26 protein-coding genes are annotated in these 21,109 nt (G+C 64.0%); 9 read left to right on the plus strand and 17 right to left on the minus strand.

Annotated features, from left to right (window positions below):
* Positions 1-65: 65 nt before the first annotated feature.
* Entirely contained in the window at positions 66-869 is an 804-nt protein-coding gene (locus J2R76_RS05260; protein WP_253625989.1) for an N-acyl homoserine lactonase family protein, read from the plus strand.
* Here J2R76_RS05260 and J2R76_RS05265 read toward each other — a convergent pair.
* Positions 860-1,678: a helix-turn-helix domain-containing protein gene (locus tag J2R76_RS05265; RefSeq protein WP_076834395.1), complete on the minus strand. Its 819-nt coding sequence runs from the start codon at positions 1,676-1,678 to the stop codon at positions 860-862. The genes J2R76_RS05260 and J2R76_RS05265 overlap by 10 nt on opposite strands.
* Positions 1,679-1,757: 79 nt before the next feature.
* On the opposite strand from J2R76_RS05265, the gene J2R76_RS05270 reads away from it, so the two are divergent.
* Entirely contained in the window at positions 1,758-2,636 is an 879-nt protein-coding gene (locus J2R76_RS05270; RefSeq protein ID WP_141342650.1) for a DMT family transporter, read from the plus strand.
* Here J2R76_RS05270 and J2R76_RS05275 read toward each other — a convergent pair whose 3' ends face one another.
* Entirely contained in the window at positions 2,637-2,786 is a 150-nt protein-coding gene (locus tag J2R76_RS05275) for a hypothetical protein (RefSeq protein ID WP_309143527.1), read from the minus strand.
* A 216-nt stretch (positions 2,787-3,002) separates the two neighbouring features.
* Here J2R76_RS05275 and J2R76_RS05280 point away from each other — a divergent pair, with 216 nt between their 5' ends.
* Entirely contained in the window at positions 3,003-4,259 is a 1,257-nt protein-coding gene (locus tag J2R76_RS05280; protein ID WP_076834391.1) for an adenylate/guanylate cyclase domain-containing protein, read from the plus strand.
* Positions 4,260-4,365: 106 nt separating this feature from the next.
* Here the strand turns inward: J2R76_RS05280 and J2R76_RS05285 are convergent, their stop codons facing one another.
* From J2R76_RS05285 to J2R76_RS05300, 4 genes are all read right to left on the minus strand, one after another.
* Positions 4,366-5,607: an MFS transporter gene (locus tag J2R76_RS05285; protein WP_076834409.1), complete on the minus strand. Its 1,242-nt coding sequence runs from the start codon at positions 5,605-5,607 to the stop codon at positions 4,366-4,368.
* 143 nt (positions 5,608-5,750) lie between these two features.
* Positions 5,751-7,505 (minus strand): flotillin family protein, encoded by a 1,755-nt coding sequence (locus J2R76_RS05290; protein ID WP_141342651.1) that lies wholly within the window; start codon positions 7,503-7,505, stop codon positions 5,751-5,753.
* Between the two features lie 3 nt (positions 7,506-7,508).
* Entirely contained in the window at positions 7,509-8,171 is a 663-nt protein-coding gene (locus J2R76_RS05295; protein ID WP_076834388.1) for an OB-fold-containig protein, read from the minus strand.
* Positions 8,168-9,298, minus strand: a complete 1,131-nt coding sequence (locus tag J2R76_RS05300; protein WP_253623801.1) for a PspA/IM30 family protein — start codon at positions 9,296-9,298, stop codon at positions 8,168-8,170. Before J2R76_RS05300 ends, J2R76_RS05295 begins: the two co-directional genes overlap by 4 nt.
* 120 nt (positions 9,299-9,418) lie before the next feature.
* Between J2R76_RS05300 and J2R76_RS05305 the strand changes: the two genes are divergently transcribed.
* Positions 9,419-10,792, plus strand: a complete 1,374-nt coding sequence (locus J2R76_RS05305) for an Nramp family divalent metal transporter (protein WP_076834384.1) — start codon at positions 9,419-9,421, stop codon at positions 10,790-10,792.
* Here the strand turns inward: J2R76_RS05305 and J2R76_RS05310 are convergent.
* The 3 genes from J2R76_RS05310 to hemB form a co-directional block, all read right to left on the minus strand.
* Positions 10,789-11,565, minus strand: coding sequence for an arginyltransferase (locus tag J2R76_RS05310; protein ID WP_076834382.1), 777 nt, complete (start codon positions 11,563-11,565; stop codon positions 10,789-10,791). The two genes, J2R76_RS05305 and J2R76_RS05310, sit on opposite strands and share 4 nt — an antisense overlap.
* An 86-nt stretch (positions 11,566-11,651) precedes the next feature.
* Positions 11,652-12,209, minus strand: coding sequence for an RDD family protein (locus J2R76_RS05315; protein ID WP_057020739.1), 558 nt, complete (start codon positions 12,207-12,209; stop codon positions 11,652-11,654).
* Between the two features lie 186 nt (positions 12,210-12,395).
* The gene (hemB, locus tag J2R76_RS05320) at positions 12,396-13,460 is read right to left on the minus strand and encodes a porphobilinogen synthase (protein ID WP_076834380.1); all 1,065 of its coding nucleotides are present in this window, start codon (positions 13,458-13,460) and stop codon (positions 12,396-12,398) included.
* A gap of 212 nt (positions 13,461-13,672) precedes the next feature.
* On the opposite strand from hemB, the gene J2R76_RS05325 reads away from it, so the two are divergent.
* The 4 genes from J2R76_RS05325 to J2R76_RS05340 all read left to right on the plus strand — a co-directional run bounded on the left by J2R76_RS05325 (position 13,673) and on the right by J2R76_RS05340 (position 16,007).
* Complete coding sequence (locus J2R76_RS05325) at positions 13,673-14,134, plus strand: DUF6163 family protein (protein WP_016845013.1); 462 nt, start codon at positions 13,673-13,675, stop codon at positions 14,132-14,134.
* 662 nt (positions 14,135-14,796) lie between these two features.
* Positions 14,797-15,315 carry a transcriptional regulator LdtR gene (ldtR, locus tag J2R76_RS05330; protein WP_018271925.1) on the plus strand — a complete coding sequence of 173 codons (519 nt, stop codon included), beginning with the start codon at positions 14,797-14,799 and terminating at the stop codon, positions 15,313-15,315.
* Between the two features lie 219 nt (positions 15,316-15,534).
* Positions 15,535-15,765 carry a hypothetical protein gene (locus tag J2R76_RS05335; protein WP_141342653.1) on the plus strand — a complete coding sequence of 77 codons (231 nt, stop codon included), beginning with the start codon at positions 15,535-15,537 and terminating at the stop codon, positions 15,763-15,765.
* A 20-nt stretch (positions 15,766-15,785) separates the two neighbouring features.
* The gene (locus J2R76_RS05340) at positions 15,786-16,007 is read left to right on the plus strand and encodes a hypothetical protein (RefSeq protein WP_016845010.1); all 222 of its coding nucleotides are present in this window, start codon (positions 15,786-15,788) and stop codon (positions 16,005-16,007) included.
* 245 nt (positions 16,008-16,252) lie between these two features.
* Here J2R76_RS05340 and J2R76_RS05345 read toward each other — a convergent pair whose 3' ends face one another.
* Entirely contained in the window at positions 16,253-16,633 is a 381-nt protein-coding gene (locus tag J2R76_RS05345) for a hypothetical protein (protein ID WP_141341081.1), read from the minus strand.
* Between the two features lie 186 nt (positions 16,634-16,819).
* Between J2R76_RS05345 and J2R76_RS05350 the strand changes: the two genes are divergently transcribed.
* Positions 16,820-17,077, plus strand: coding sequence for a DUF3551 domain-containing protein (locus tag J2R76_RS05350; protein ID WP_141341080.1), 258 nt, complete (start codon positions 16,820-16,822; stop codon positions 17,075-17,077).
* Between the two features lie 330 nt (positions 17,078-17,407).
* Here the strand turns inward: J2R76_RS05350 and J2R76_RS05355 are convergent, their stop codons facing one another.
* The 7 genes from J2R76_RS05355 to J2R76_RS05390 form a co-directional block, all read right to left on the minus strand.
* Positions 17,408-17,581, minus strand: coding sequence for a hypothetical protein (locus J2R76_RS05355; protein WP_225158918.1), 174 nt, complete (start codon positions 17,579-17,581; stop codon positions 17,408-17,410).
* Between the two features lie 766 nt (positions 17,582-18,347).
* Positions 18,348-18,530 carry a hypothetical protein gene (locus J2R76_RS05365; protein ID WP_057020734.1) on the minus strand — a complete coding sequence of 61 codons (183 nt, stop codon included), beginning with the start codon at positions 18,528-18,530 and terminating at the stop codon, positions 18,348-18,350.
* Complete coding sequence (locus J2R76_RS05370; RefSeq protein ID WP_246786886.1) at positions 18,527-18,832, minus strand: hypothetical protein; 306 nt, start codon at positions 18,830-18,832, stop codon at positions 18,527-18,529. Before J2R76_RS05370 ends, J2R76_RS05365 begins: the two co-directional genes overlap by 4 nt.
* A 9-nt stretch (positions 18,833-18,841) precedes the next feature.
* A complete protein-coding gene (locus J2R76_RS05375) occupies positions 18,842-19,165 on the minus strand; it encodes a hypothetical protein (protein WP_092078022.1) in 324 nt (107 codons plus the stop codon).
* 88 nt (positions 19,166-19,253) lie between these two features.
* Complete coding sequence (locus J2R76_RS05380) at positions 19,254-19,709, minus strand: Hsp20 family protein (RefSeq protein ID WP_057020733.1); 456 nt, start codon at positions 19,707-19,709, stop codon at positions 19,254-19,256.
* Positions 19,710-20,219: 510 nt separating this feature from the next.
* Positions 20,220-20,609 (minus strand): PRC-barrel domain-containing protein, encoded by a 390-nt coding sequence (locus J2R76_RS05385; RefSeq protein ID WP_028340955.1) that lies wholly within the window; start codon positions 20,607-20,609, stop codon positions 20,220-20,222.
* A 108-nt stretch (positions 20,610-20,717) separates the two neighbouring features.
* Positions 20,718-20,951 (minus strand): hypothetical protein, encoded by a 234-nt coding sequence (locus tag J2R76_RS05390; RefSeq protein ID WP_057020731.1) that lies wholly within the window; start codon positions 20,949-20,951, stop codon positions 20,718-20,720.
* Between the last annotated feature and the right edge of the window lie 158 nt (positions 20,952-21,109).

Below are 21,109 nucleotides of genomic sequence, written 5' to 3' on the forward strand. Positions count from 1 at the left end.
TGCGACCGCGCGAATGGCTGGCGTAATCAACGGAGGGCGACGTGAAGAAGGCAATCGGTCTTGCAATGTTGTTCTTCGCCGTGGGCGCGCTGCCGCATGCGCATGCCGAGCCGGCGAAAGCAGGCGTCGAGAAGCTCTACATCCTCAACTGCGGTGAAGGCGTTGCAGGTGACATTTCACGCTGGTCGCCCGGCGTCAACGAAGGCAAGTCGATGGACTTCGTCGACAATTGCTACCTGATCAAGCATGCCCAGGGCTGGTTCCTGTGGGACACCGGGATTCCCGACGCGGTGGCGGCGATGCCGGACGGCCTTGCGCCGGCTGCTCCGAAGGCGATCACCTGGCGGCGGCCGAAGACGCTCGCCGCGCAGCTCGACCAGCTCGGCGTCAAGCCGACGGACATCAAGGCGATCGCCGTGTCGCACACCCATCCCGATCACATCGGCAATGTCGAGCTGTTCCCGGCGGCGATGCTGTATGTGCAGAAGGCGGAATATGAATGGCCCGGCACCAACAACGCGCCGCGCTTCAAGCCCGAGCATCCCGTGACGAAGCTGGAAGGCGACCGCGACGTATTCGGCGACGGCAGCGTCACCATCCTGTCGACGCCGGGCCATACGCCCGGCCACCAGTCGCTGCTGGTGAAGCTGCCGAACACAGGTGCGATCGTGCTGACCGGCGATGCCGTTCACTTCAGGGATAATTGGGACAATCGGCGCGCGCCGAGCATGAACGCCAGCAAGGAGCAGACGCTGGCCTCGATGCAGAAGATCGCCGATACGCTGACGAAAGAGAAGGCGCAGCTCTGGATCAACCACGACAAGGCGCAGCGCGACGGGCTGAAGCTGTCGCCGGAATTCTACGACTGAGCCGCCGTGGCGGTGTTCGCTTTCGACCAGTTTCGAAAAATCTGCGCGGTCTCCTCGTCCATCGGAAAGAAGCTCTCGATGCGCAGCTCCTGCAGCGTGACGTCCTGCGGCGTCCCCAGCGTCGCGATCGTGGTGAACAGCTGCAGGCTGACGTCGCCCTTGCGGAACAGCATCGGCAGCACCGGTCCGGATGCGGGACTTGCCGGCGCGGCCAACGCGGCCTCGACACCGTCATAGGCCAGCAGGCGCTTGAGCAATTCCGCCGTCGCAGTGGTGCCGTCGGCGGCGGCATCGGCCTCGACGCTGCGGACGAAGTAGCCGGCAACCTCGGTCCAGTTGGTGAGATAGGGGCGCAACACACCGGGCGCGACCAGCGCATCGGCGAGGTTGACCGCCGTGCCTGGCGCCAGCGGCCCGACCAGGAATTCCACCAGTTGGCTTGCGCCTGCATTGGCGAGCAGCAGATTCCAGTGCCGGTCGACCACGACCGCCGGGAAGGGCTCCTGCTGTGCCAGGATGAAATCGAGCGCGTAGCGGATCTGGGCGAGCTCCGGCGCGGCGAGGTCGGTTTGCCGCCAGACCGGCGCGAAGCCGGCCGCCACCAAGAGCGCGTTCTGCTGGCGCAACGGCACGTCGAGCGCCGCGGCAAGCCGGATCACCATGTCGCGGCTCGGCGCGGCGCGGCCGAGCTCGAGAAAGCTGAGATGCCGCTGGGAGATATCCGCGCGCCCGGCGAGCTCGAGTTGCGAGTGCCCCTTGCGCTGCCGCCACCAGCGCAGGCTGGCCGAAAAATCGCGCTGCTGCGACATGAATACCTGTGAAGTAGTTGCCGGAATGATCTCGCCGGGCAAGATGCCACAAGCGAACCGAAAACGCATGGGGATCGGGATGGGCGAATGGATCGGCGTTGCGATTGCACTGGTCTCGAGCTGCCTCGGCGGCACCGCCGCGGCGATCACCCGTTACCTGGCGGGCAATGCCGACCCGATCACGCTGGCGATCCTGCGCTGGGTGATCGGCTTTCTCTGTGTGCTGCCCGCCGCGGTCCTGCTCGGGGCGAAGTGGCCGCGGCGTGACGACTTGCCGGCGGTCGCGGCGCTCGGCGTCGCCTTCTTCGGCGTGTTCTTCGTGCTTTATAATCTCGCGATGTCCTACACGACGGCGGCGCGCGCCAGCCTGGCGCTGGCGACCTTGCCGCTCTCGACGATGGTGGTCGGCGCCTTGCTCGGCTTCGAGCCGCTGACGATGCGCAAATCGATCGGGGTCTCGATCGCGGTGCTCGGCGCGGCGGCGGCGCTGGCATCCGGGCTGGCGGCGGCGCCAGTGGGCGCATGGCGCGGCGAACTGAGCATGGCCGCCGCAGTGCTCTGCATGGCCTTCTACAACGTGCTGTCGCGGCCGTTCATCCGCCGCTCCAGCGCGCTCGGCTTCCTTGCCGTCGGCATGGGCGCCGGCGCGGCCGCGCTGGTGGCGGTGGGATCGTTCACCGGCAGCCTGGCGACGCTGCGCGAGTTCGGCACGTCGCAATGGATCGCGGGGCTCTATCTCGGCATAGCCGGCGGCGCGCTGGCTTTCATCCTGTGGGTGCTGGCGCTCGAGCGGGCCTCGCCGACCCGCGTCGCCAACACCATGACGGTCAATCCGATCGCCGCCGCGCTGCTTGCGAAGCAATTGGTCGGCGAGCCGATCACGGCCAATCTGGTCGTCGGCCTGATCGCGGTCTTCGCCGGGATCTGGATCGCGACGTCGGAAACCAAATCGGTCTGATCAGCCGCGCGGCGCGGCAGGCGCGGCCGCCGGCGGGGCAGGCGAGTGCGTCGGCTTCAGCGTGCCGGCGTAGAACGACAGGACGAACACCAGGATAAGGCCGACAAGATAGACCCCATAGGATTGCGGCGGGGTGATCGCCCATTGCATGAGGCGTCGGATCGGGTTTGGCGGGCCAGCGTCGTTGTCCATGCGCTGTTGTGCGCGAAGGCCCGGACAAAAGGAAGCGGAATCGGCGCCATTCGGCGGCCGTGTTCCGCGCGAAATGGTGAGGCGGGCGGCCTTGCAATGCCGCATTGGCGTTCGCATCTGTCACGCGACGACCAACCCTTCCTCCCGCACCAATTGCCCGGCATAATCCAGCTTATGGAACTGACGCCCCGTTTGCGCCTCATGAATTGGCTGGTCCGCCAGGGTTTGACGGGCCTGCCGGAAAACGACCTGCTGCGCGGTTTCTGCGAGCGCTGCCGGGCCGCGGGCATGCCGCTGTCGCGGGCGATCGTCTTCATCGATACGCTGCATCCGATCTTCGAGGGACGCGGTTTCCGCTGGAACGACGGCGAGAGCAACGAGGCCGACATCTTCGAATACGGCTCGACCAGCACCGGCGAGGCCAGCCAGACCTGGCGGCGGTCGGCCTTCTATCACATGCTCGAAAACGGCCATGACGAGATAGTGATCGATCTCGCCGACACCTCGCACGATTTCTCGATGATCGGCGAGCTGGCGGAGAAGGGCCACAAGCATTTCGCCGCCTTCGTGCATCGCTTCGGCGAGGCCGGCACGATCGGCGAGATGGACTGCTTCTACTCCTACTACACCACCCGCCGCTCGGACGGGTTCGACGAGAACCATATGGCGGCGCTGCGCGACCTGGTGCCGGTGCTCGGGCTCGCGATCAAATCGGCTGCCCAGGTCGAGATCGCCCGCACGCTGGGGCGGGTCTATCTCGGCCGGGACACCGCGGAGCAGGTGCTGCGTGGACGCATGCAGCGCGGCATCACCGAGAAGATCAAGGCCGTGCTGTGGTACTCCGACGTGCGCGGCTCGACCGCGATCAGCGAGCGGATCGGCCCGGACGAGATCATTCCGTTCCTCAACGATTATGCGCAGGCCTCGATCGATGCGATCCACGACGCAGGCGGCGAGGTGCTGAAGCTGATCGGCGACGGCGTGCTGGCGATGTTCACCGGCGAGAACGTGGCAGGCGCCAAGCGGGCCGCGCTGCGGGCCGAGCACAGATTCCGGCATAACATCCGCGTGCTGAACGACCGCCGCGAGAACGAGGGCCGGCCGACCACCACGGCCTATGTCGGGCTCCATGTCGGCCAGGTCTTCTACGGCAATATCGGCAGCGAGGACCGGCTGGATTTCACGGTGGTCGGACCGGCCGTCAACGAGGTCAGCCGGATCGCCTCGATGTGCGCCTCGGTCGATCGGGAGCTGTTGACCTCGACCGATTTCCGCACCGGGCTCGACGCCGCCGGCCGCAACTATCTGGTCTCCACCGGCCGCTTCGTGCTGCGCGGCATCGGCCATGCGCAGGATCTCTACACGCTGGATCCGGCGATTGCCGCCGACGAGGTCGTCGGCGGCAAATACGAGCGGTACTTGGCGAGCTAGGGTCTCTCCACCGTCGTTGCGAGCGCAGCGAAGCAATCCATTCCTCCACAGGTGGCGACATGGATTGCTTCGCTGCGCTCGCAATGACGGCTGAGAAGACCCGGGATCAGCACCGCGCGGGTTCGCCGACCATGTCGGGCTGCCGCGTCAGCGCCACCGCGGGCGACATCAGGATCACCAGCGCCTGGGCGGCGAAGATCGCGGCCGCGAGATAGAGGCAGGCTTCGGCGCCGTAGAGGCCGCCGACGATGGCGCCGAGCGCGGAGCCGAGCGGGCGCGCGCCGTAACTCATGATGTTGATCGCCGAGACGCGCCCGAGCAGCGAGGGCGGCGTCACCGACTGCCGCAGCGTGGTGGTCGAGATCACCCACAGGATCGGCCCGACGCCGAGCAGGAAGAAGCTGAGGCCGGCGAGCAGCGGCGTCGCAAACCAGGTCGTCAGCGCCATCACGGCCGCGGCGACGAAGCCGGTAACCGGGCCGAGCCCGATCACGGTGCCGAACGCCAGCCGCTTCATCACGCGGGTCGCGAACAGCGCACCGACCACCATGCCGACGCCGTACATCGCAAGCGTGGTGCCGACGCCGGTGGCGCTGAGCCCGAGATGGCGCACCGCATAGGGCACGAACACGGCGAGCAGCAGGAACGACGCGGTGTTGAAGATGAACTGGGTGATGAACACCGGCCGCAGCAAGGCGTGGTGCATTACGAAGGCGGCGCCTTCCTTGATGTCCTGCAACGGATGGCGCCGCGGGGCAGGCTGCCGCGCCGGCTCGTAGATGCCGGCGAGCAGCACGACCGCGATGGCCGACAATGCCGCGGCGAAGCCGAATGCGGGCGCGGCACCGACCCAGCCGACCAGCACGCCGCCGAGCGCGGGGCCGCTGGCGAACGCGACGGTACGCGCGAGCTCGATGCGGGCGTTCGCCGCCGGCAATTGCTGTGACGTCACCAGCGAGGGGACCAGCGCCGGCGCAGCGACGCTATAGGCGACCGTGCCGCAGACCGCGATGAAGCCGAGCAAAGCGAGCAGCGGCAGCGTCATCGCGCCCAGCCACAGCAACAGCAGGATCGCGGCAAGCGCGGCCGCGCGCAGCGCTTCGGAGCCCGCCATCACCCAGCGCCGCGACACGCGGTCGGCGAGCAGGCCGGCGGGAATCGCAAACAGGATGAAGGGCAGCGTCAGTGCGGTCTGCAACAGGCCGGTCTGGCCTTCGCCGACGCCGAGCAGCAGCACGGCGACGATGGGCGCAGCCGCAAGCGCAACCTGTTCGGCGGATTGCGCGGCGAGATTGGACCAGGCCAGGCGGTTGAAGGTGGCTGGCAGGCGAGGCGTATCGGCGGACATGACGGAATCCTTGATCATTCGACTGCCCGGTAGTGTGTGGTTGGAAGAGGCCCGATCCCACCCGTTTCCCGATAACGCCAAAAGCAGAAGCCCGCCGAAGGGGATCGGCGGGCTCTTCCAGAGTCAGACTTGGCTGAAAGCTGTCACTGCGGTTTGGGAGCAGGCGCCAGTTGGCCCGTAATGGTGCCGACCAGCGCGGTTGGCGCGCTTTCGATGCCCACCGTCGGTGTTTCGGTGACCTCGGCCTTGCGCTGCGCCAGCGCGCTGGTCAGGCTGGTGAGTGCGTCGGAGCCGGCGGGGAAGCCGGCCTCCGAGAGGATCTTGTCGATCATCGGCTTGAATGCGGAGACCGACAGCAGCTGCGCGGCGAGCCCGTCGCCGAGCCCGAGGCCGCCATTGCCGTTGGCGTGGCCGTTGGCGCCGCCGCGACCGAGCATGCTGCCGGTGTCGAAGATCCGGATGTCGGAAATCTTCTCGATCGGCTTCACCGCCTCGGCGAGCGCGCTCGGGATCACGTTGATCCGCGCGAGGTTGAGATCGTAGGCGATCATGTCGGCGCTCAGCTTGTTGCGCGCCTCCGCCTTCATCGTCGCGACCTCGGCTTCGGCCTGGCCGAGCGCCTTGACGCCGGCAGCGCGGGTGGTGGCAGCCGCCGCATCGGCCTTGGCGAGCACGTTGGTGGCTTCCGCCTTGTTGGCGGCGGCCTGGCGTTCCGCCTCGGCCATCACCGTGATCGGCATCGCGTCAGTCTCGGCCGCCTTGCGCGCCGCGATCACGTTGATGATCTTGTCGCGCTCGGCGATCTCGGTGGCGCGGGCGGTGGTGACCTTTTCCTCGGCGGCGATCGCAACGGCACGCGCGGTCTCGGCGATGGTCTGGGCCTCCGACTGCTCCTTGCTCTTGGCCGCGACCGCGATCGCGCTTTCCTGCGCGACGATCTGAAGGTCGCGCTCCATCTCGGTGTTGCGGCGCTTGACCGCGAGATCGGCCTCGATCTTGCGCGTGTCGCGGGCCTGGTTGGCCTCGGTCTGCTTGTTGGCGACCGCGAGCTCCTGCTGGATGCGGTATTCGGCCTCGTTCTGCAGCGCGGTCTGTTCGACCTGCGCCGTCTGCGCGCGCATCGCGGCGGTCTTGTTGGCGATGTCGCGCTGCTGGGCGAGCTCGGCCTCGCGCTTGGTGCTTTCGATCGTCAGCGTGGTCTGCCGCGCCACCAGATCCTGCTGGGCGATGTTGACCTCGGTGGTGCGGACGATCTGGTTGCGCTCCTGCTCACGCTCCTTGGTGATCTTGGTCAGCGTGGTGAGACCATGCGCATCGAAGAAATTGCTCGGGTTGAAGTGCTTGATGTCGCTCTGGTCGAGCTTCGTCAGCGACACCGATTCAAGCTCGAGACCGTTGTTCTGGATGTCGGCGCCGACCGCGTCCTGCACCGCCTTGACGAAGGTGGCGCGCTGCTCCTGCAATTCCTCGAGGTTCATGGTCGCGGCGACCGAGCGCAGGCCGTCGACGAACTTGGCCTCGACCAGCTCGCGCAGCTCGGCCGCGTCATTGGTGCGGTTGCCGAGGGTCTGCGCCGCGAGCGCGATCGACGACGCGTCGGGTTTGACGCGCAGATAGAACTCGGCGCCGATATCGACGCGCATGCGGTCCTTGGTGATCAGCGAGTCCGGGCCGCCGCGCGCGACCTCGAGCCGTAGCGTTTTCAAGTTCACCGCGGCGGTGGAGTGGAAGATCGGCAGCACGAGCGAGCCGCCGTCGAGCACCACCTTCTGGCCGCCGAGGCCGGTGCGGACATAGGCCTCATCGCGCGTCGAGCGCTTGTAGAGCTTTGCGAACAGGAGACCGATAACGAGGATGACGATGACGCCAATAACGACGGGTACAGCAAGTTCCCACATGTGTTATGCCCTGTTGGAAGATCGTTGTTGTTCGACGAGGTCGGCTGGAGCGGCAATCGCGATGAAGCCCTTGGCATCGCGATCGACCAGCAGCACGCTGGCGCCGACCGGCAATGCCTCGGACTCCGCGCTGGCACGCGCCGACACGGTGTGCCAGTTGCCGAAGACATCCTTGAGACGGACCCGGCCGGGCAGGCCCTGATCGAGCGGGCCGACCGACACGGTTGCGACCTTGCCGACAAAGTCGCTGTCGTTGACCGCATAGCTCTCGTCGCGCGGAATGACGCGGGCGAGGCCGCGGCTGGTATTTCTGATCACGGGGATGCTGCCTGCGGCAGCAACCACCGCGGCAAGCGAGACCGGGATGGCGGTGCCTGCGGCATGCGCCAGTCCCTGAAGCAGGAAGCCTCCGATCGAGAAGATGCCGAGGATCAGGATGATCAGGATCAGGAGGGGAAGCCGTCCGGCGTTGATCCAGAGAAACAGGCCACTGAGAGCATTGTGGCTCTCGGCCTCGACCGCGAAATCCTTGCCGATCAATTCGCTGATCGAAAGTCCGATCATGGTGCTGAGCAGTTCGATACCGCCAAGTGCCACCATGATCGCGGCCGCGACCGCGAAGGGCCGCACGTCGGGGGCGAGCAGAATGTCGCCAACTGCACTCATTTTTCTGACTTGATCCTTTCAAGCCGCGCCGCGATTTCCTTTTCGCGATGCAGGCGATCGAGTTCGTCAAGCTCCTTGTCGCCGAGCACGCTGGAGGCGGGAACACCGGTGACCCGGGCGATCGCCGCCATGGCGCGCTCAGCACTCCATGTATTGGTCGTCGATGGGCCCCGGCTGGTTTCGTCCTGGGCCTCGCGGATCAGGCTTTGTTCGAGATCGGCCAAGCGCGTCTCCGCCTCGCGGCGCGCGCCGAGCATGGCCTGCAGCGCCTTGGTCTGCTCGTCGATTTCGAGTTCGATGAAATCCATCGCGCGTTCCAGCGCGATCACCTGCGACTCCAGATCAATTTGCCGTGCAACGCCGGCGCGCGCGAGATCCTCGCGATTTTCCGCAAGTGCGAGACGAATCTTTTCGTTCAGATTGGTCGTTTCGGTATCCAGTTCTTCGCGCCGCTTCTTCAGGCGGAATTCTTCGGCGCGCGACTTGCCGAGCGCGTAGCGCGCTTCGTCGGCGCCGGCGTCGATCTCGCGGATCGCCTGTTTGACCAGCGCGACCTTGTTGTTGTTCTCGACATTGTCGATGGTCTGGCTCGCGATGGCGGCAAGAAGCCGGCCCATGCGCGCAAGGATGCCTTCGTGAAGCATGGTCTTCTCCTCCGGTTGTGCTGATTTCGATTTGACGGCGATGTGGATTTCGTAGCCGCGTCCATCCGAGATCAAATGCGCCGGGAAGGGGCTTTCCCAGCCTGAGACATATCCCGGCACATCGAACGGCACCAAGACGCGTCCGCTAACAGTGCTAATGGTCAGTGAAGTTGGGCCCTTGATCGCAAACAACTTGTCGTCGAGCGGTATCCGGCGGACGGCGGCGCCTGCGATGTAATTGGCACGGTCGCGCAGGCCGAGCGTCACCAGCCGTGCGGGGAGGCCGGTCTCCTTGCGGATCTTCTCGTAGGCCTGGGCGTGCAGCGAGACGAGGTTGGCGCCGACGGGGGCGACCTCGGCGAGGATCGCCATCATCCGGTCATAGGCCGCAAAGGTCGCCTCGATCGCCTCGATGCCTGAAGGGTCAGGGGCGAGGGCGTAACGCAGGGTTGCGGTGGGCGTCTCGACGGGCAGCTTAATCATGCATCTAACGTAAAGCGCTTCCTTAGTGCTTTACAAGGAGGGCGGTGGTATCATTTTCGTGAGCCTAGATGCAGTTGCAAATGAGTTGCAATAACGGGACAGATCGGCCATCCTTGTCGGATGGATGCTCGGACCCCTGAACTGTCTTCCGTTTCGGTTCCCAATGCCGTGCCAAGTGGCTGGCGGGGCGATGCCGGACATGTGCGCAGCCTGCCTGAGGTGAACGCGACCGTCGCGGTGCCGTCAGGCGGCCTGTGGTGGCGGCGGCTGCTGGCCTTCGCCGGGCCGGGCTATCTGGTTTCGGTCGGCTATATGGACCCCGGCAACTGGGCCACCGACCTCGCGGGCGGATCGAAGTTTGGCTACACGTTGCTGTCGGTCATCCTGCTCTCCAACCTGATGGCGATCCTGCTGCAGGCGCTTGCCGCGCGGCTTGGCATCGCCACCGACCGCGACCTGGCGCAGGCCTGCCGCGCGACCTACTCGCGCCCGGTGAATTTGCTGCTGTGGCTCGCCTGCGAGGCCGCGATCATCGCCTGCGACCTCGCCGAGGTGATCGGCACCGCGATCGCGCTCAAGCTGCTGTTCGGCATTCCCCTGATCGGCGGCGCGCTGCTGGCGGCGCTGGATGCGTTCCTGCTGCTGCTCCTGATGAATCGCGGCTTCCGCTTCCTCGAGGCCTTCGTCATCGCGCTCTTGATCGTCATCGCGGTCTGCTTCGTCGTCCAGATCGCGGCCGCCGCGCCGCCGGTGGCCGCCGTGCTCGGCGGCTTCATCCCGTCGCGCGAGATCGTCACCAATCCGGAGATGCTGTACATCGCGATCGGCATCATCGGCGCCACCGTGATGCCGCATAATCTCTATCTGCACTCCTCGATCGTGCAGACCCGCGCCTACCCGCGCACCGAGGAGGGACGGCGCGACGCGATCAAATGGGCGACCACCGATTCCACCATCGCGCTGATGCTGGCGCTGTTCGTCAATGCCGCGATCCTGGTGCTGGCGGCCGCGACCTTTCACAAGAGCGGCCATTCCGATGTCGCCGAGATCGACCAGGCGTTCGAACTGCTGTCGCCGCTGCTCGGCCTCGGCATCGCCTCGACGCTGTTTGCCGTGGCGCTGCTCGCCTCCGGCCTCAACTCGACGGTGACGGCGACGCTGGCCGGCCAGATCGTGATGCAGGGCTTCCTCGACCTCAAGCTGCCCGACTGGCTGCAGCGGCTGGTGACCCGCGGCATCGCGATCGTCCCTGTCATCGTGGTCGCCGCGCTCTATGGCGAGAGCGGCACGGCGCAGCTGCTGGTGTTCAGCCAGGTCGTGCTGTCGATGCAGCTGCCGTTCGCGGTGATCCCGCTGGTGCGGTTCGTGTCCGACAAACGCAAGATGGGCGCGTTCGCGATCTCACGCCCCGTCGCGGTGGCGGCGTGGATCGTCGCAGGGTTGATCGTGATCCTGAACGTGAAGCTGCTGATCGATACGTTCTTCGGCAGCTAGTCCTGCGGCTCGGCGAGCACCTCGCCTGATGCGTCGACGCGCAGCCAGCCCGACGGCGCGAGCCGCTGCTGCGGCAGGAAGCGGCCCTTGTAGTCCATCTTCTTGGAGCCCTCGATCCAGTACCCGAGATAGACGTAAGGAAGGCCCTGCCGGCGGGCGCGGGCGATGTGGTCGAGGATCATGAAGGTACCGAGCGAGCGGGCCTCCAGCCCGGGCTCGAAGAACGAATAAACCATCGACAGCCCGTCGCTGAGCACGTCGGTCAGCGCCACCGCCATCAGCTCGTCGCCGCGGCCGGTGATGGCGCTGTCGCCATTGCGCTTGCGGTACTCGATGATCCGGGTCTCGACATGGCTGTCCTCGACCATCATGGCGTAGTCGAGCACGGTCATGTCGGCCATCCCGCCATTGCGGTGGCGGCGGTCGAGATAGGCGCGGAAGACCGAATATTGCTCCGAGGTCGGCACCGCGGTGCGCTGCTCGCCGATGATGTCGGCGTTGCGGGCCAGCACCTTGCGGAAGTTGCGGGAGGGGCGGAATTCGTTGGCGATCACCCGGACCGAGACGCAGGCCCGGCACTGGTCGCAGGCTGGGCGGTAGGCGATCGACTGGCTGCGGCGGAAGCCGCCATGGGTCAGCAAGTCGTTGAGATCGCCCGCTTTGTCGCCGACCAGGTGCGTGAAAACCTTCCGCTCATGTCGGCCCGGCAAATACGGGCAAGGCGAGGGCGCCGTCAAATAGAACTGGGGAGTATCACGCGAATGCTGGGTCACGTCAGATCGTCGGGCTCCACAAACAATACAGGCAGCCGAGTGAGCATCGCCCCCCTGAGGCTAACGGTCAATTGGTTTAGGCGGGCCTAATAGGAGGTCCGCGCGGCCGGGGCGACGGGGGTCCGGACCGAGCTGTTGATAATGACGGTTCCGAGGACGATGTCGTGCAGCAGCCGGCGGCGGCCGTTGAGCAGCCCGATCAGGAGCACTAGCGGCGACAGGAACGAGATCGTCACCCAGAACAGCACCGCATGGGTGGCGCCGAGCACGAAATAGCCGCGCGCACCGTACCAGGTCCGCAGTTCCAGATCCATCATGCGCATGCCGATGGTGGCCGAGTGCTGCCCGCCGATCGAGGCGCCGTAGTAGACGATCGCCCAGACGATCGAGGCCGGCGAGACCAGCCAGAACAGCGCCCAGCCGAGACCGAGCGTGACGAGGCCGAACACCGCGATGAAAATCACCGCCAGGATCACCGGCACCGACAGCACGAACAGGTCGATCAGGAACGCAAAGACACGTCGCGTCAGCACGCCGCGGAACAGGTCCGGCTGCATCATTGGGTCGAACGCATGCGGAGGAACGCCGCCGTCGTTGCGCCAGGCCTCGTTGCGCCAGGTGCCGCCGTCATTGCCGTAAGACATGACCAACCTCCGATGAAAGTCCCGCGCAGGACATGGGAACAGGAGGCGCATTCGCCAAGCCTGCGCGAACATTAACTAGCCGAAATAATCCGGCGATTCGGGGGCTGGATTGAGCGGTTCTACCTTCACGCCGTCATTGCGAGCGGAGCGAAGCGATCCACTTGTCGCAATAACGGGCGGCGGCCGTCAGCTCTCCGCCTTGATCTTTTCGGCGGCCTTCGGCGCGAAATAGGTGAGGATGCCGTCGGCGCCGGCGCGCTTGAAGCCGACCAGGCTCTCCATCATCGCGCGCTCGCCGTCGATCCAGCCATTGGCGGCGGCGCCCGCGATCATCGCGTACTCGCCGGACACCTGGTACACGAAGGTCGGCATCGCGAAATGGTCCTTCACGCGGCGGACGATGTCGAGATAGGGCATGCCCGGCTTCACCATCACCATGTCGGCGCCCTCGGCGATGTCGAGCTCGACCTCGCGCAGCGCCTCGTCGGAATTGGCGCTGTCCATCTGGTAGGTGCGCTTGTCGCCGGTCAGCGTCTTGGCCGAGCCGATCGCGTCGCGGAACGGGCCGTAGAAGGCGGAGGCGTATTTCGCCGCATAGGACATGATCTGCACGTCGCCGAAGCCGTTGTCGTCGAGCGCCTCGCGGATCGCGCCGATCCGGCCGTCCATCATGTCCGACGGCGCGATCACGTCGCAGCCGGCCTCGGCCTGGGTCAGCGCCTGCTTCACCAGCACCGCGACTGTCTCGTCGTTGAGGATCCTGCCGTCCTCGATCAGCCCGTCATGGCCATGGCTGGTGAAGGGATCGAGCGCGACGTCGCAGAGCACGCCGATGTCGGGAAACTCCTTCTTGATCGCGCGCACCGCCTGGCAGACCAGATTGTCGGGGTTGAGCGCCTCCGAGCCCTGCTCGTCGCGCAGCGACGGCTCGGTGAACGGGAAAAGCGCGATGCAGGGAATGTTGAGCCTTGCCGCGCGCTCGGCGTCGCGGACGATCTGGTCGACGGTGAGCCGGTCGACGCCGGGCATCGAGGCCACCGGCGTGCGGGTGTTGTGGCCATCGACCACGAACATCGGCCAGATCAGGTCATTGCTGGTCAGCACGTTCTCGCGCACCAGGCGTCGGGCCCATTCCGACTTGCGGTTGCGCCGCATCCGGATCGTGAGGTCGAGCGAGGGGGAGGCGAGGGCATCGCTCTGCCGCCGGGGCGCATCACGCAGTTCAATCGGGCGCCCGAATTTGATCGCCATGTCTTCTTCTCCTCGACGGACGGCATTCTGGACCTGATAAGGTCTGGACCTGATATAAGTCCGTTTCTAGCACCTGTCAGGGCCGCCGTCATTGCGCCGCTATTGCATCCGTGGCGCCCTTGATTTGCCGCAACGGCAATTGATTTTGCGTCCCCGGCGGGCCAAGACTGCGCCCATGAACCCCATTTTGCAGCCGCTATGCGGCGATTCGGATGTCTGACACCTCTGCACGCGATCAGGCGCGGGACAATGCCATCTCGGTGAGCGCGATCTCGTCCGACCGGATCGAGCCGGACGACAATGCGTGGACGCGGCGCCTCGTCATCTTCCTGCGCATCATGGCCGTCGTCTCGGTCGCCAAGGGCCTCTATCACTGGGCCCAGGTGACCGGCTTCGTCGGCGGCGAGGAGGAGGCCTTCGAGAACCAGTCGATGGCCTGGCAGACCGCCACGATCTATTTCGCCGTCATCGAGCTCGTCGCCGCCGTCGGGCTCTGGCTCGCGACGCCCTGGGGCGCCGTGGTGTGGCTGACCACCGTGGTGTCGATGGCGGTCATCGAGCTGATGTTTCCCGGCATCTATGGCGGCAGTCTCACCGTGGTCGGGCTCGAGGCGCTGATGCTCGCCGCCTATCTCGCGCTGGCCTGGATGTCGGCGCGCGAACGCCCGCCATAGGCCGGCGTGCAGCGATGGCCTGATGCACTGTTGCCCCGTGGCGACAGCGCCACGAATAGCCGGCCGCGGCCGGCAATATTTGCCAGCCGTGCGCGCAACGAGAAGACAGCTCTGCTGGTTCTGATAGGTGGGTGCCGACAGATCGCATCCGTTTGAGACACTCCCTTGCGGGACCGTCTCTACGGGACCTGCCGTCGGGGCCCATTTCACCGGACCTCGGCGCGTGTGCCGGCCGGCTTTGCGCGGGCCGACGGCGGAACCGGTCTGGCCCCCACAACAGATCGGCACCGCTGCGCGCATCGCGTGCACGTCCCGCCGCTGCACTCCGATAAAATTTTCAAAGAATTTTCCGGTAACCGATCGGTCACCGTAAAGGGTTCCCTCATACCCGTTACGCCACCGTTTCGAATTCAGACGATGCTGTTTCCGAATGTGACAGGGCAGGCAGACGAAGCGTGAACAAGGGTCCGCCACCGTCAATGAAAAGTTGCGAAAAGCCTTTGATCCATGGGCTTAATCCACGATTCACTGTCTTAAATTCATGATCTCTTTATTCTCTTATTTAAGCGGATATTCAAACGGCCCCCTTACGTTGGACCTATCAGGCGGGACACAAGTTTCGTCGAATAAAGTCGATAAAAACGACAAACAGGGGAAGTGTCATGATGAAAGCCGTTGCGACAACGGCGGCGGATGCCGCTGATCGCGCTACCGGTCAAGCTCCGGTGCAGCCGCTCTATCTCGAAGCCCTGACTTTGGTGGAGCGGCTGCATCGCCGGCTCCTCGACGTCATCAAGGACGAATTCGATCGTCGTGGCCGCGCCGACATCAACTCGGTGCAGGCGCTGCTCCTGTACAACATCGGCGACAAGGAGTTGACCGCCGGCGAGCTGCGCACCCGCGGCTACTATCTCGGCTCCAACGTCTCCTACAATCTGAAGAAGCTCGTCGAGCTCGGCTTCCTCGATCATCAGCGCTCGCGCGTCGATCGCCGCTCGGTCCGCATCCGGCTGACCCCGCAGGGCCAGGAGGTCCGCAAGATCGTCGACGCACTCTATCAGAAGCACGTCAAGACGGTGGAGCAGGTCGGCGGCATCTCGAACGAGGAGTTCGCGAGCCTCAACAAGTCGCTGCATCGCCTCGAGCGGTTCTGGACCGACCAGATCCTGTATCGCCTCTGAGCCTTCCCGTTTTCGCCTGATGGCCAAGCCGGCCGCGCGAGAAGACCGGCAGCCTTCCTTCAGTCCAGCCTTGCTCCGGTCCAACCTTGCTCCAGTCAACGCATCGGTCATGCCCGGCCGATGCGTTTTTCATGCTGCACCTGCGAAAATAAATGGGCCCCGGCGAGGAACCAAGGCGTTCCCTGCGGCTTATCCGTTAGCCAACGGAGAGGCAGGGATATGTTGCTCGAACGCGGGATTGAGGTGCTGAATGTCGAGGTCGTCGGTGACGCCTACGCGATCGCCTCGAACTATCTGCGCAAATCCGGCGCCATCGCCGACAATTTCGCCACCAATGAGCGCCTGCTCGGCATCATCGTGAAGCTGTTCCAGCGCGGTGAGATGAACCGCCTCCGCCTCGCCAACAAGGCGATCGCGAAGTTCGAGGCCGAGACGCTGGTGGTCGCCTGAGCGTCAACCCGGAGACTTCAATGGAAGCCGCTATCGATCGGATCATGCAGACGTATGATCTGCTGCTCAACCGCACGCCCGCTGCGAGCGACGAAGCGCGGGCGAAGGTGACAGAGTACGTGCAGACGCTGTTCGACGCCGGCGAGCGCGATCCGCATCGGTTGACGGTGTGCGGGCTGACCTATCTGCGCCAGCTCGACGGTAGTACCGACCACGTGAAGGCCGGCTATACCGGGCTGTAGCGGCGCGCCTGGCTTCGCGGTCTGATTCCGCGTCGTCGGCAAGGCTTCCTCGGCGGCGATTTGCTTTGCTCGCAACGACGCGATGACGGTGCAGGTTCCTCGCGCACGATCGTCGTCCTGAAAGCAGGACCTATAACCACCGCATTTGGCGATGAGCGGGATCGCGGCCCCAGCATCGCGCAACAATAGTGATTTGGGGTAATGGGTCCTGGCTTTCGCCAGGACGACACTGAGTTTGTCGTAACTCAAAACTGAAATGGAGCAACCGAAACCGCCAACTTTCCGTCGCTCGATTTCTGCACGGTGAATTCGACTTCCTTGGAAGCCTTGATGTCGCCCACGGAAACCGAGATGCCGCCGCTGCATTGCAATGTTCGCTTGTCCTCACTTGCCGAGGTCGTGACGATCTTTTCACCGAGGAGGTATTGTGGATTTGCGTTTTCCGCAGTGGGCTTCGCCGTCGATTCCCTGGCGGCGAAATTGACAAGCGGATTGCGGTGATCGTTGGAGATGGTCTGGAGCACGGCCTTCCGGGTTTCGATTGAATCGCACTCGAGTTGATCGCCGCAACCACCCAGAACTACCAGAACCGGAAACCCTAAAAACCAAAGCAGTCGTGACGGCATGCCGATTGACTTTGTGTGGGATGGATGGTTTCCAACAACCGACCCAACGGAGCATGGTTCCTGCGCTCGCGCTCGGCGCGGCCGCTCCGGCTGCGGCTTGCGATCTTGCTAACCGGCCGGCCACTATCGAAGGGAACGCTAATCTTGCCGCTCCGTTGGTCCTCGATTGCTTGCGAGGACCCGATCATGCGCGCAACCGTCCTGTTCGCTGTCCTGGAGCTCGTCCTGGCGTTCGGCGTTGCAGGACTGGCAAGTGTGAGCCCAGCCAGCGCCCGGGATTATCGCTGGTGCGTGCAGGGGCGCGGCGTCGGCTATCCCGGCGATTGCATGTACCAAACCCGCGCCCAGTGTCTCGCGTCAGCTTCCGGAAGGAACGTGACCTGCGGGATCAATCCTCGTGCCGCATATGGGCAGCAGCGGCGGGGATATCGCGACCGCTATTGATTGTCGCGCCGATGGCGCGCGCGAGGCGGTTGGGGAAGGGCGCACCCTAAGGGTGATGCGGTTAGCCGGGGCCGCTTTTTGAGCCTGCCGTTTTGAAACCTCTCCTGCCCTATGGAATCTCTCCTGCCCTATGGATAGGTGTGGCCTTTCTGAGCAACGCGCACAGCCAGTGGCGTGCGGGGAAGATCCCCAAACTCGGACGAGTCGTAGTCTCGGCCTTCAGGTGTCACGATGTGGATGTCGTAACACTGCGACCGTGAAAGCTCTTTTGCCTTGCGTAGAGCTGCTTCGGCCGTGCCACGACGGTGCACGATCTCTCCAAACTTGCACCTAGCTTTTACGGTGAAGCTCATCTTTCTTCTTTTTCTTGTTTCGTTTGACGACCTCGGCCTGAGCCCGGAACGCTTGGGCGAGGCTCTTCATTTGCTCGGCCGCGAATTCGTCAGCCGTCCGCACCGCCGCCTGCTCGGCGGTCTTGGCCTGTTTCTTCAGGTCCTTGGCCATGCCCATGCCCTGTAACGTCCATGCCGTTTCGCCAGTTCCATCCGTCTGATCTCATTGACGCGAAGCTGGCAGGAACTTTTTAGGCTTCCCGGGCTTTTTGATTTTGCTTTTGGGGCAGCCAAACGTCAGCGTTGGAGAGAGGAGCCATGAAGCGACGACGCCGGGTTAGGCAGATTTTCCCTCTTGAAAAACGCCTCGCCCAAGAAGCCGAACGGCTACGTCAACGGGCCAAGAACCTTCCTCCCTGTCGAGAGCGAGAGACCCTGTTGAGGCAGGCGCGGCATGACGAAACCACCGCCAATTTGGCGGCGTGGCTACTGTCTCAAGGTCCGCGGGCACCCATCTAGGAGGACGCTCAATGCATACAAACCACCACCATATCGACGGTGTGGAGATTGCCTTTGTCAGCGCTGCGACCGTGTCGCTTGTGGCTCTCATCGCCTCCATGGCCTGGCTTTTGCTAGGGTGAAATTCCGAACCAGGGCTCCGATCCGAGACCTTCGATCGGGATCGTTAGGCGGAACCCATGGAATGAAAGATCTTCACCAGCGTTACCAATGAGCCAAAGACTGCGCCGGTCACAGCGAGGAAGACAGCGAAATAGTAGATCAGATACATAAGGCAACGTCTCCCGGATGCGTACCAAGCCTCCGGATAACGGACGCGTCCTTTGATGGTTCGAAGGCACGCGGGTGGCTTTGCGGCCTTCGCGCGAGGCGAGCGGCGGGCATCACGAGCGGATTTGTCTCCCGCCGCCATGAATCGCTCACGCCGCGCGTGACGACCGATCGGAATCGTCGAGCAACCGGCCTAGTATCCGGCGTTCTTCCTCGATCCTCCGTCGATAGCGTTCGCGCTCTTGTTCCGAGGTCGCGCTATCCAGCAGGAATTGATAGTGACCGATGACTTTTTCGCTGCCTCTTATGAGCAGTTGTTGCAGCCCATTCATGGCGTGATCTCCTCGCAAGCTGCGCGATCGAACGAGGAGGGAAGGGATGGAATGTCGGCCGCGAGGCCTTGCATTGCCGTGGTTTCTTCGGACAGCCGTCTTTCGATGAATTCGCGCTCGAGGTCGGAGAGCTGGGTCTGCAGCAATCGCTGATACCGATGAATATTGTTGCGATGAGCGCGCAACTGTTCAAGCCGGTGGTCGAACAGTTCTGAGCTCCCGCGCCTTGCCTGTCCAAATCTTGACCGCCAGCGTCCCTCGAGGCGGTCGATGACCTGCTTCGGTAGCCTGATGTCTGTCATCTCGCGCTCCTATGCAGCCAGGCAGCGGTCGACGGAGCGCAGGCGGGCAGGCCGGCCGCCTGGCGGATGGTGCGGATCGCTGTCGAGCGCGCGAAGCGCTTCGAGGATGTCGCTGACAGGAACGGGCGCTTTGAGCCCCTTGGGTGCGCGCAAAGCGGGATTGGACGCTACAGCGCTGGCGTCCGAGGCCCAGGATGCCAGGAGAGCGCGTTTCTCGGCCAGGCTCAGGCGAGAATCCCGCACCACATCGTGCGGGACCTCATATTGGTGGTGATCGCCAATCGGCAGATGAAAGCCAATAACGTTATGAGCAGGCGCGGTCGTCGGCCGCATGGATACCTCCGTTCGAAAGACGAGTTGCTGAGAAGAGTGAGAAGACGAAGCCGCGACCTGTTCGTCGGACGCGGCTTCGCCGGTTCAATCAGGCGGCGACGTTTTCGAGCTGTCGGGGCGCCGTGTTCGATGCCGCGTTGATCGCGATGCGTCGCGGCTTCATCGCCTCCGGCACTTCGCGCGCCAGCTCGATCCTGAGAAGCCCGTTGTCGAACGCCGCGCTCTTGACCTCGACGTAGTCGGCCAGGCTGAACTGGCGCTTGAATCTGCGCGTCGAGATGCCCTGATAGATGTATTCGCGCTCGGCCTTCTCGACCTTGACGCCTTCGACAGTCAGAACGTTCTGCTCTGCCGTGACGGAAATCTCATCCGGCGCAAAACCGGCGATCGCGAGCACGATCTGATAGCTGTCTTCGGATAGCCGTTCGATGTTGTAGGGCGGGTAGTGATCTTCGCCGGCCCGGTGGGCTGCTTCGGCAAGATCAAAGAGCCGGTCGAATCCGATGGTCGACCGGAACAGGGGAGAGAAGTCGTATGTGCGCATAGCCAAATCCTCCATAGAGCAAGATGGATATGAACGGCACCGGACACGACCGGTGCCCGTCTCGCCTGGCCCCGAGGGGCGACCAGGCCCCAGCCTCCGCGTTGGGGGCTGGCGCGAAAGAAAATAAAAACCGGAGATATCGTGTCAAGAACCCGGCCGAAAAATTTTTGCGGTTGATTCTCCGCGTCAGAACCGCGGCTGAAGCGGCGGCGGATCAGCGCCGCTCGAGGGAGGCCTGTTGCAGACAAGACATGCCGGTGGAAAATTAGGTCGCCGATTTACATAGGCTAATGCCGGAACCGCGGGGGCGTTGATCGATTGGACTGCCTGGCTCCAACAGCTCGGCCCCGGATCAGGCAACCGGCCCCAGCACCGGCCTCCAGGCCCCCAAAGGTGCTGGGGCCGTTTCGTTGCGCGACCCTGGTCCGTTCCGGCGAGCTTGGATAGGGCCGCCATCACTTGCGTGAATAGCGCCCCGTCTGCTCTGAGCGAGCAGACGGGGCGTCGATGCTACTTATTCTCCGGCTTCCAAGTCGTGCTGGCGCGATCGTATTTGAAACCAGGTGCGGCCTTCAGGCTGTCCTTGGTCTCGTCGAGCGTAAGCCACCACTTGTCGTCTTTCTTTTGAGACTTGACGGCCGTGAACGGCACGATCACGTCCTTTTCGCCGGCGCCGAGGAAGCCGCCGACACCGACGACGAGACCGGTCACCTTGCCGGACTTGTCGACAAGCACGTCGTCGATCGTCCCGATCTTGGATTCCTTCGGGTCGTAGACATTCTGCTTGTAGTAGTTGGTGATGGTCGAACTGTCCGCCGGCGCGGCGGGCATGGTGGTTGCTGCATGCGCGGCGGTAGCGAACGCCGCAGCCATGATGCAGCCGATAGCCAACTTCTTCATAAGAGGTCTCCTTGCTTCAGTGCATATGGCCGATCAGGTAGATGCCGCCGCCGATGACGATGATCGCCGGCACGGCCCAAAGAATGATGACTGGCATGCGATCGCCTCCTAGTCCGAGGTACAGACCTTGACGCTCTTCATGCCGGTCTCGGCCTCGGAGCGCGTCTTGTAGACAGTGCCTGACGGGCTGACGACGGTGGTCGTCGTGTCGACGGGCTTCTTGTCGACGATCGTGCACTTCTTCGTCTTCACATCCTGGACGACGTAGAATTCATCCGCTGCGAATGCCGGCGAGACGAAAGCGGCAAGCAAAGATGCCGCGACAATGGTCTTAAACTTCATGTTCTCTCCTCCAATAGCCGTACCAATCGGCGGAGTTGGAACGGGAGAAAATGGCGAAGGTTCCTAGAACCGAACTTGCGTTGGCGAGCCGTGCCGAATCAAAGCAAGCGAAAAATGACCGGAGATGGTGCGGCGATTTGCAGCACTGGCTAGCTGCG

This window comes from Bradyrhizobium sp. USDA 4532 (assembly GCF_024171315.1).
GTDB classification, from domain to species: Bacteria; Pseudomonadota; Alphaproteobacteria; order Rhizobiales; family Xanthobacteraceae; genus Bradyrhizobium; species Bradyrhizobium australafricanum.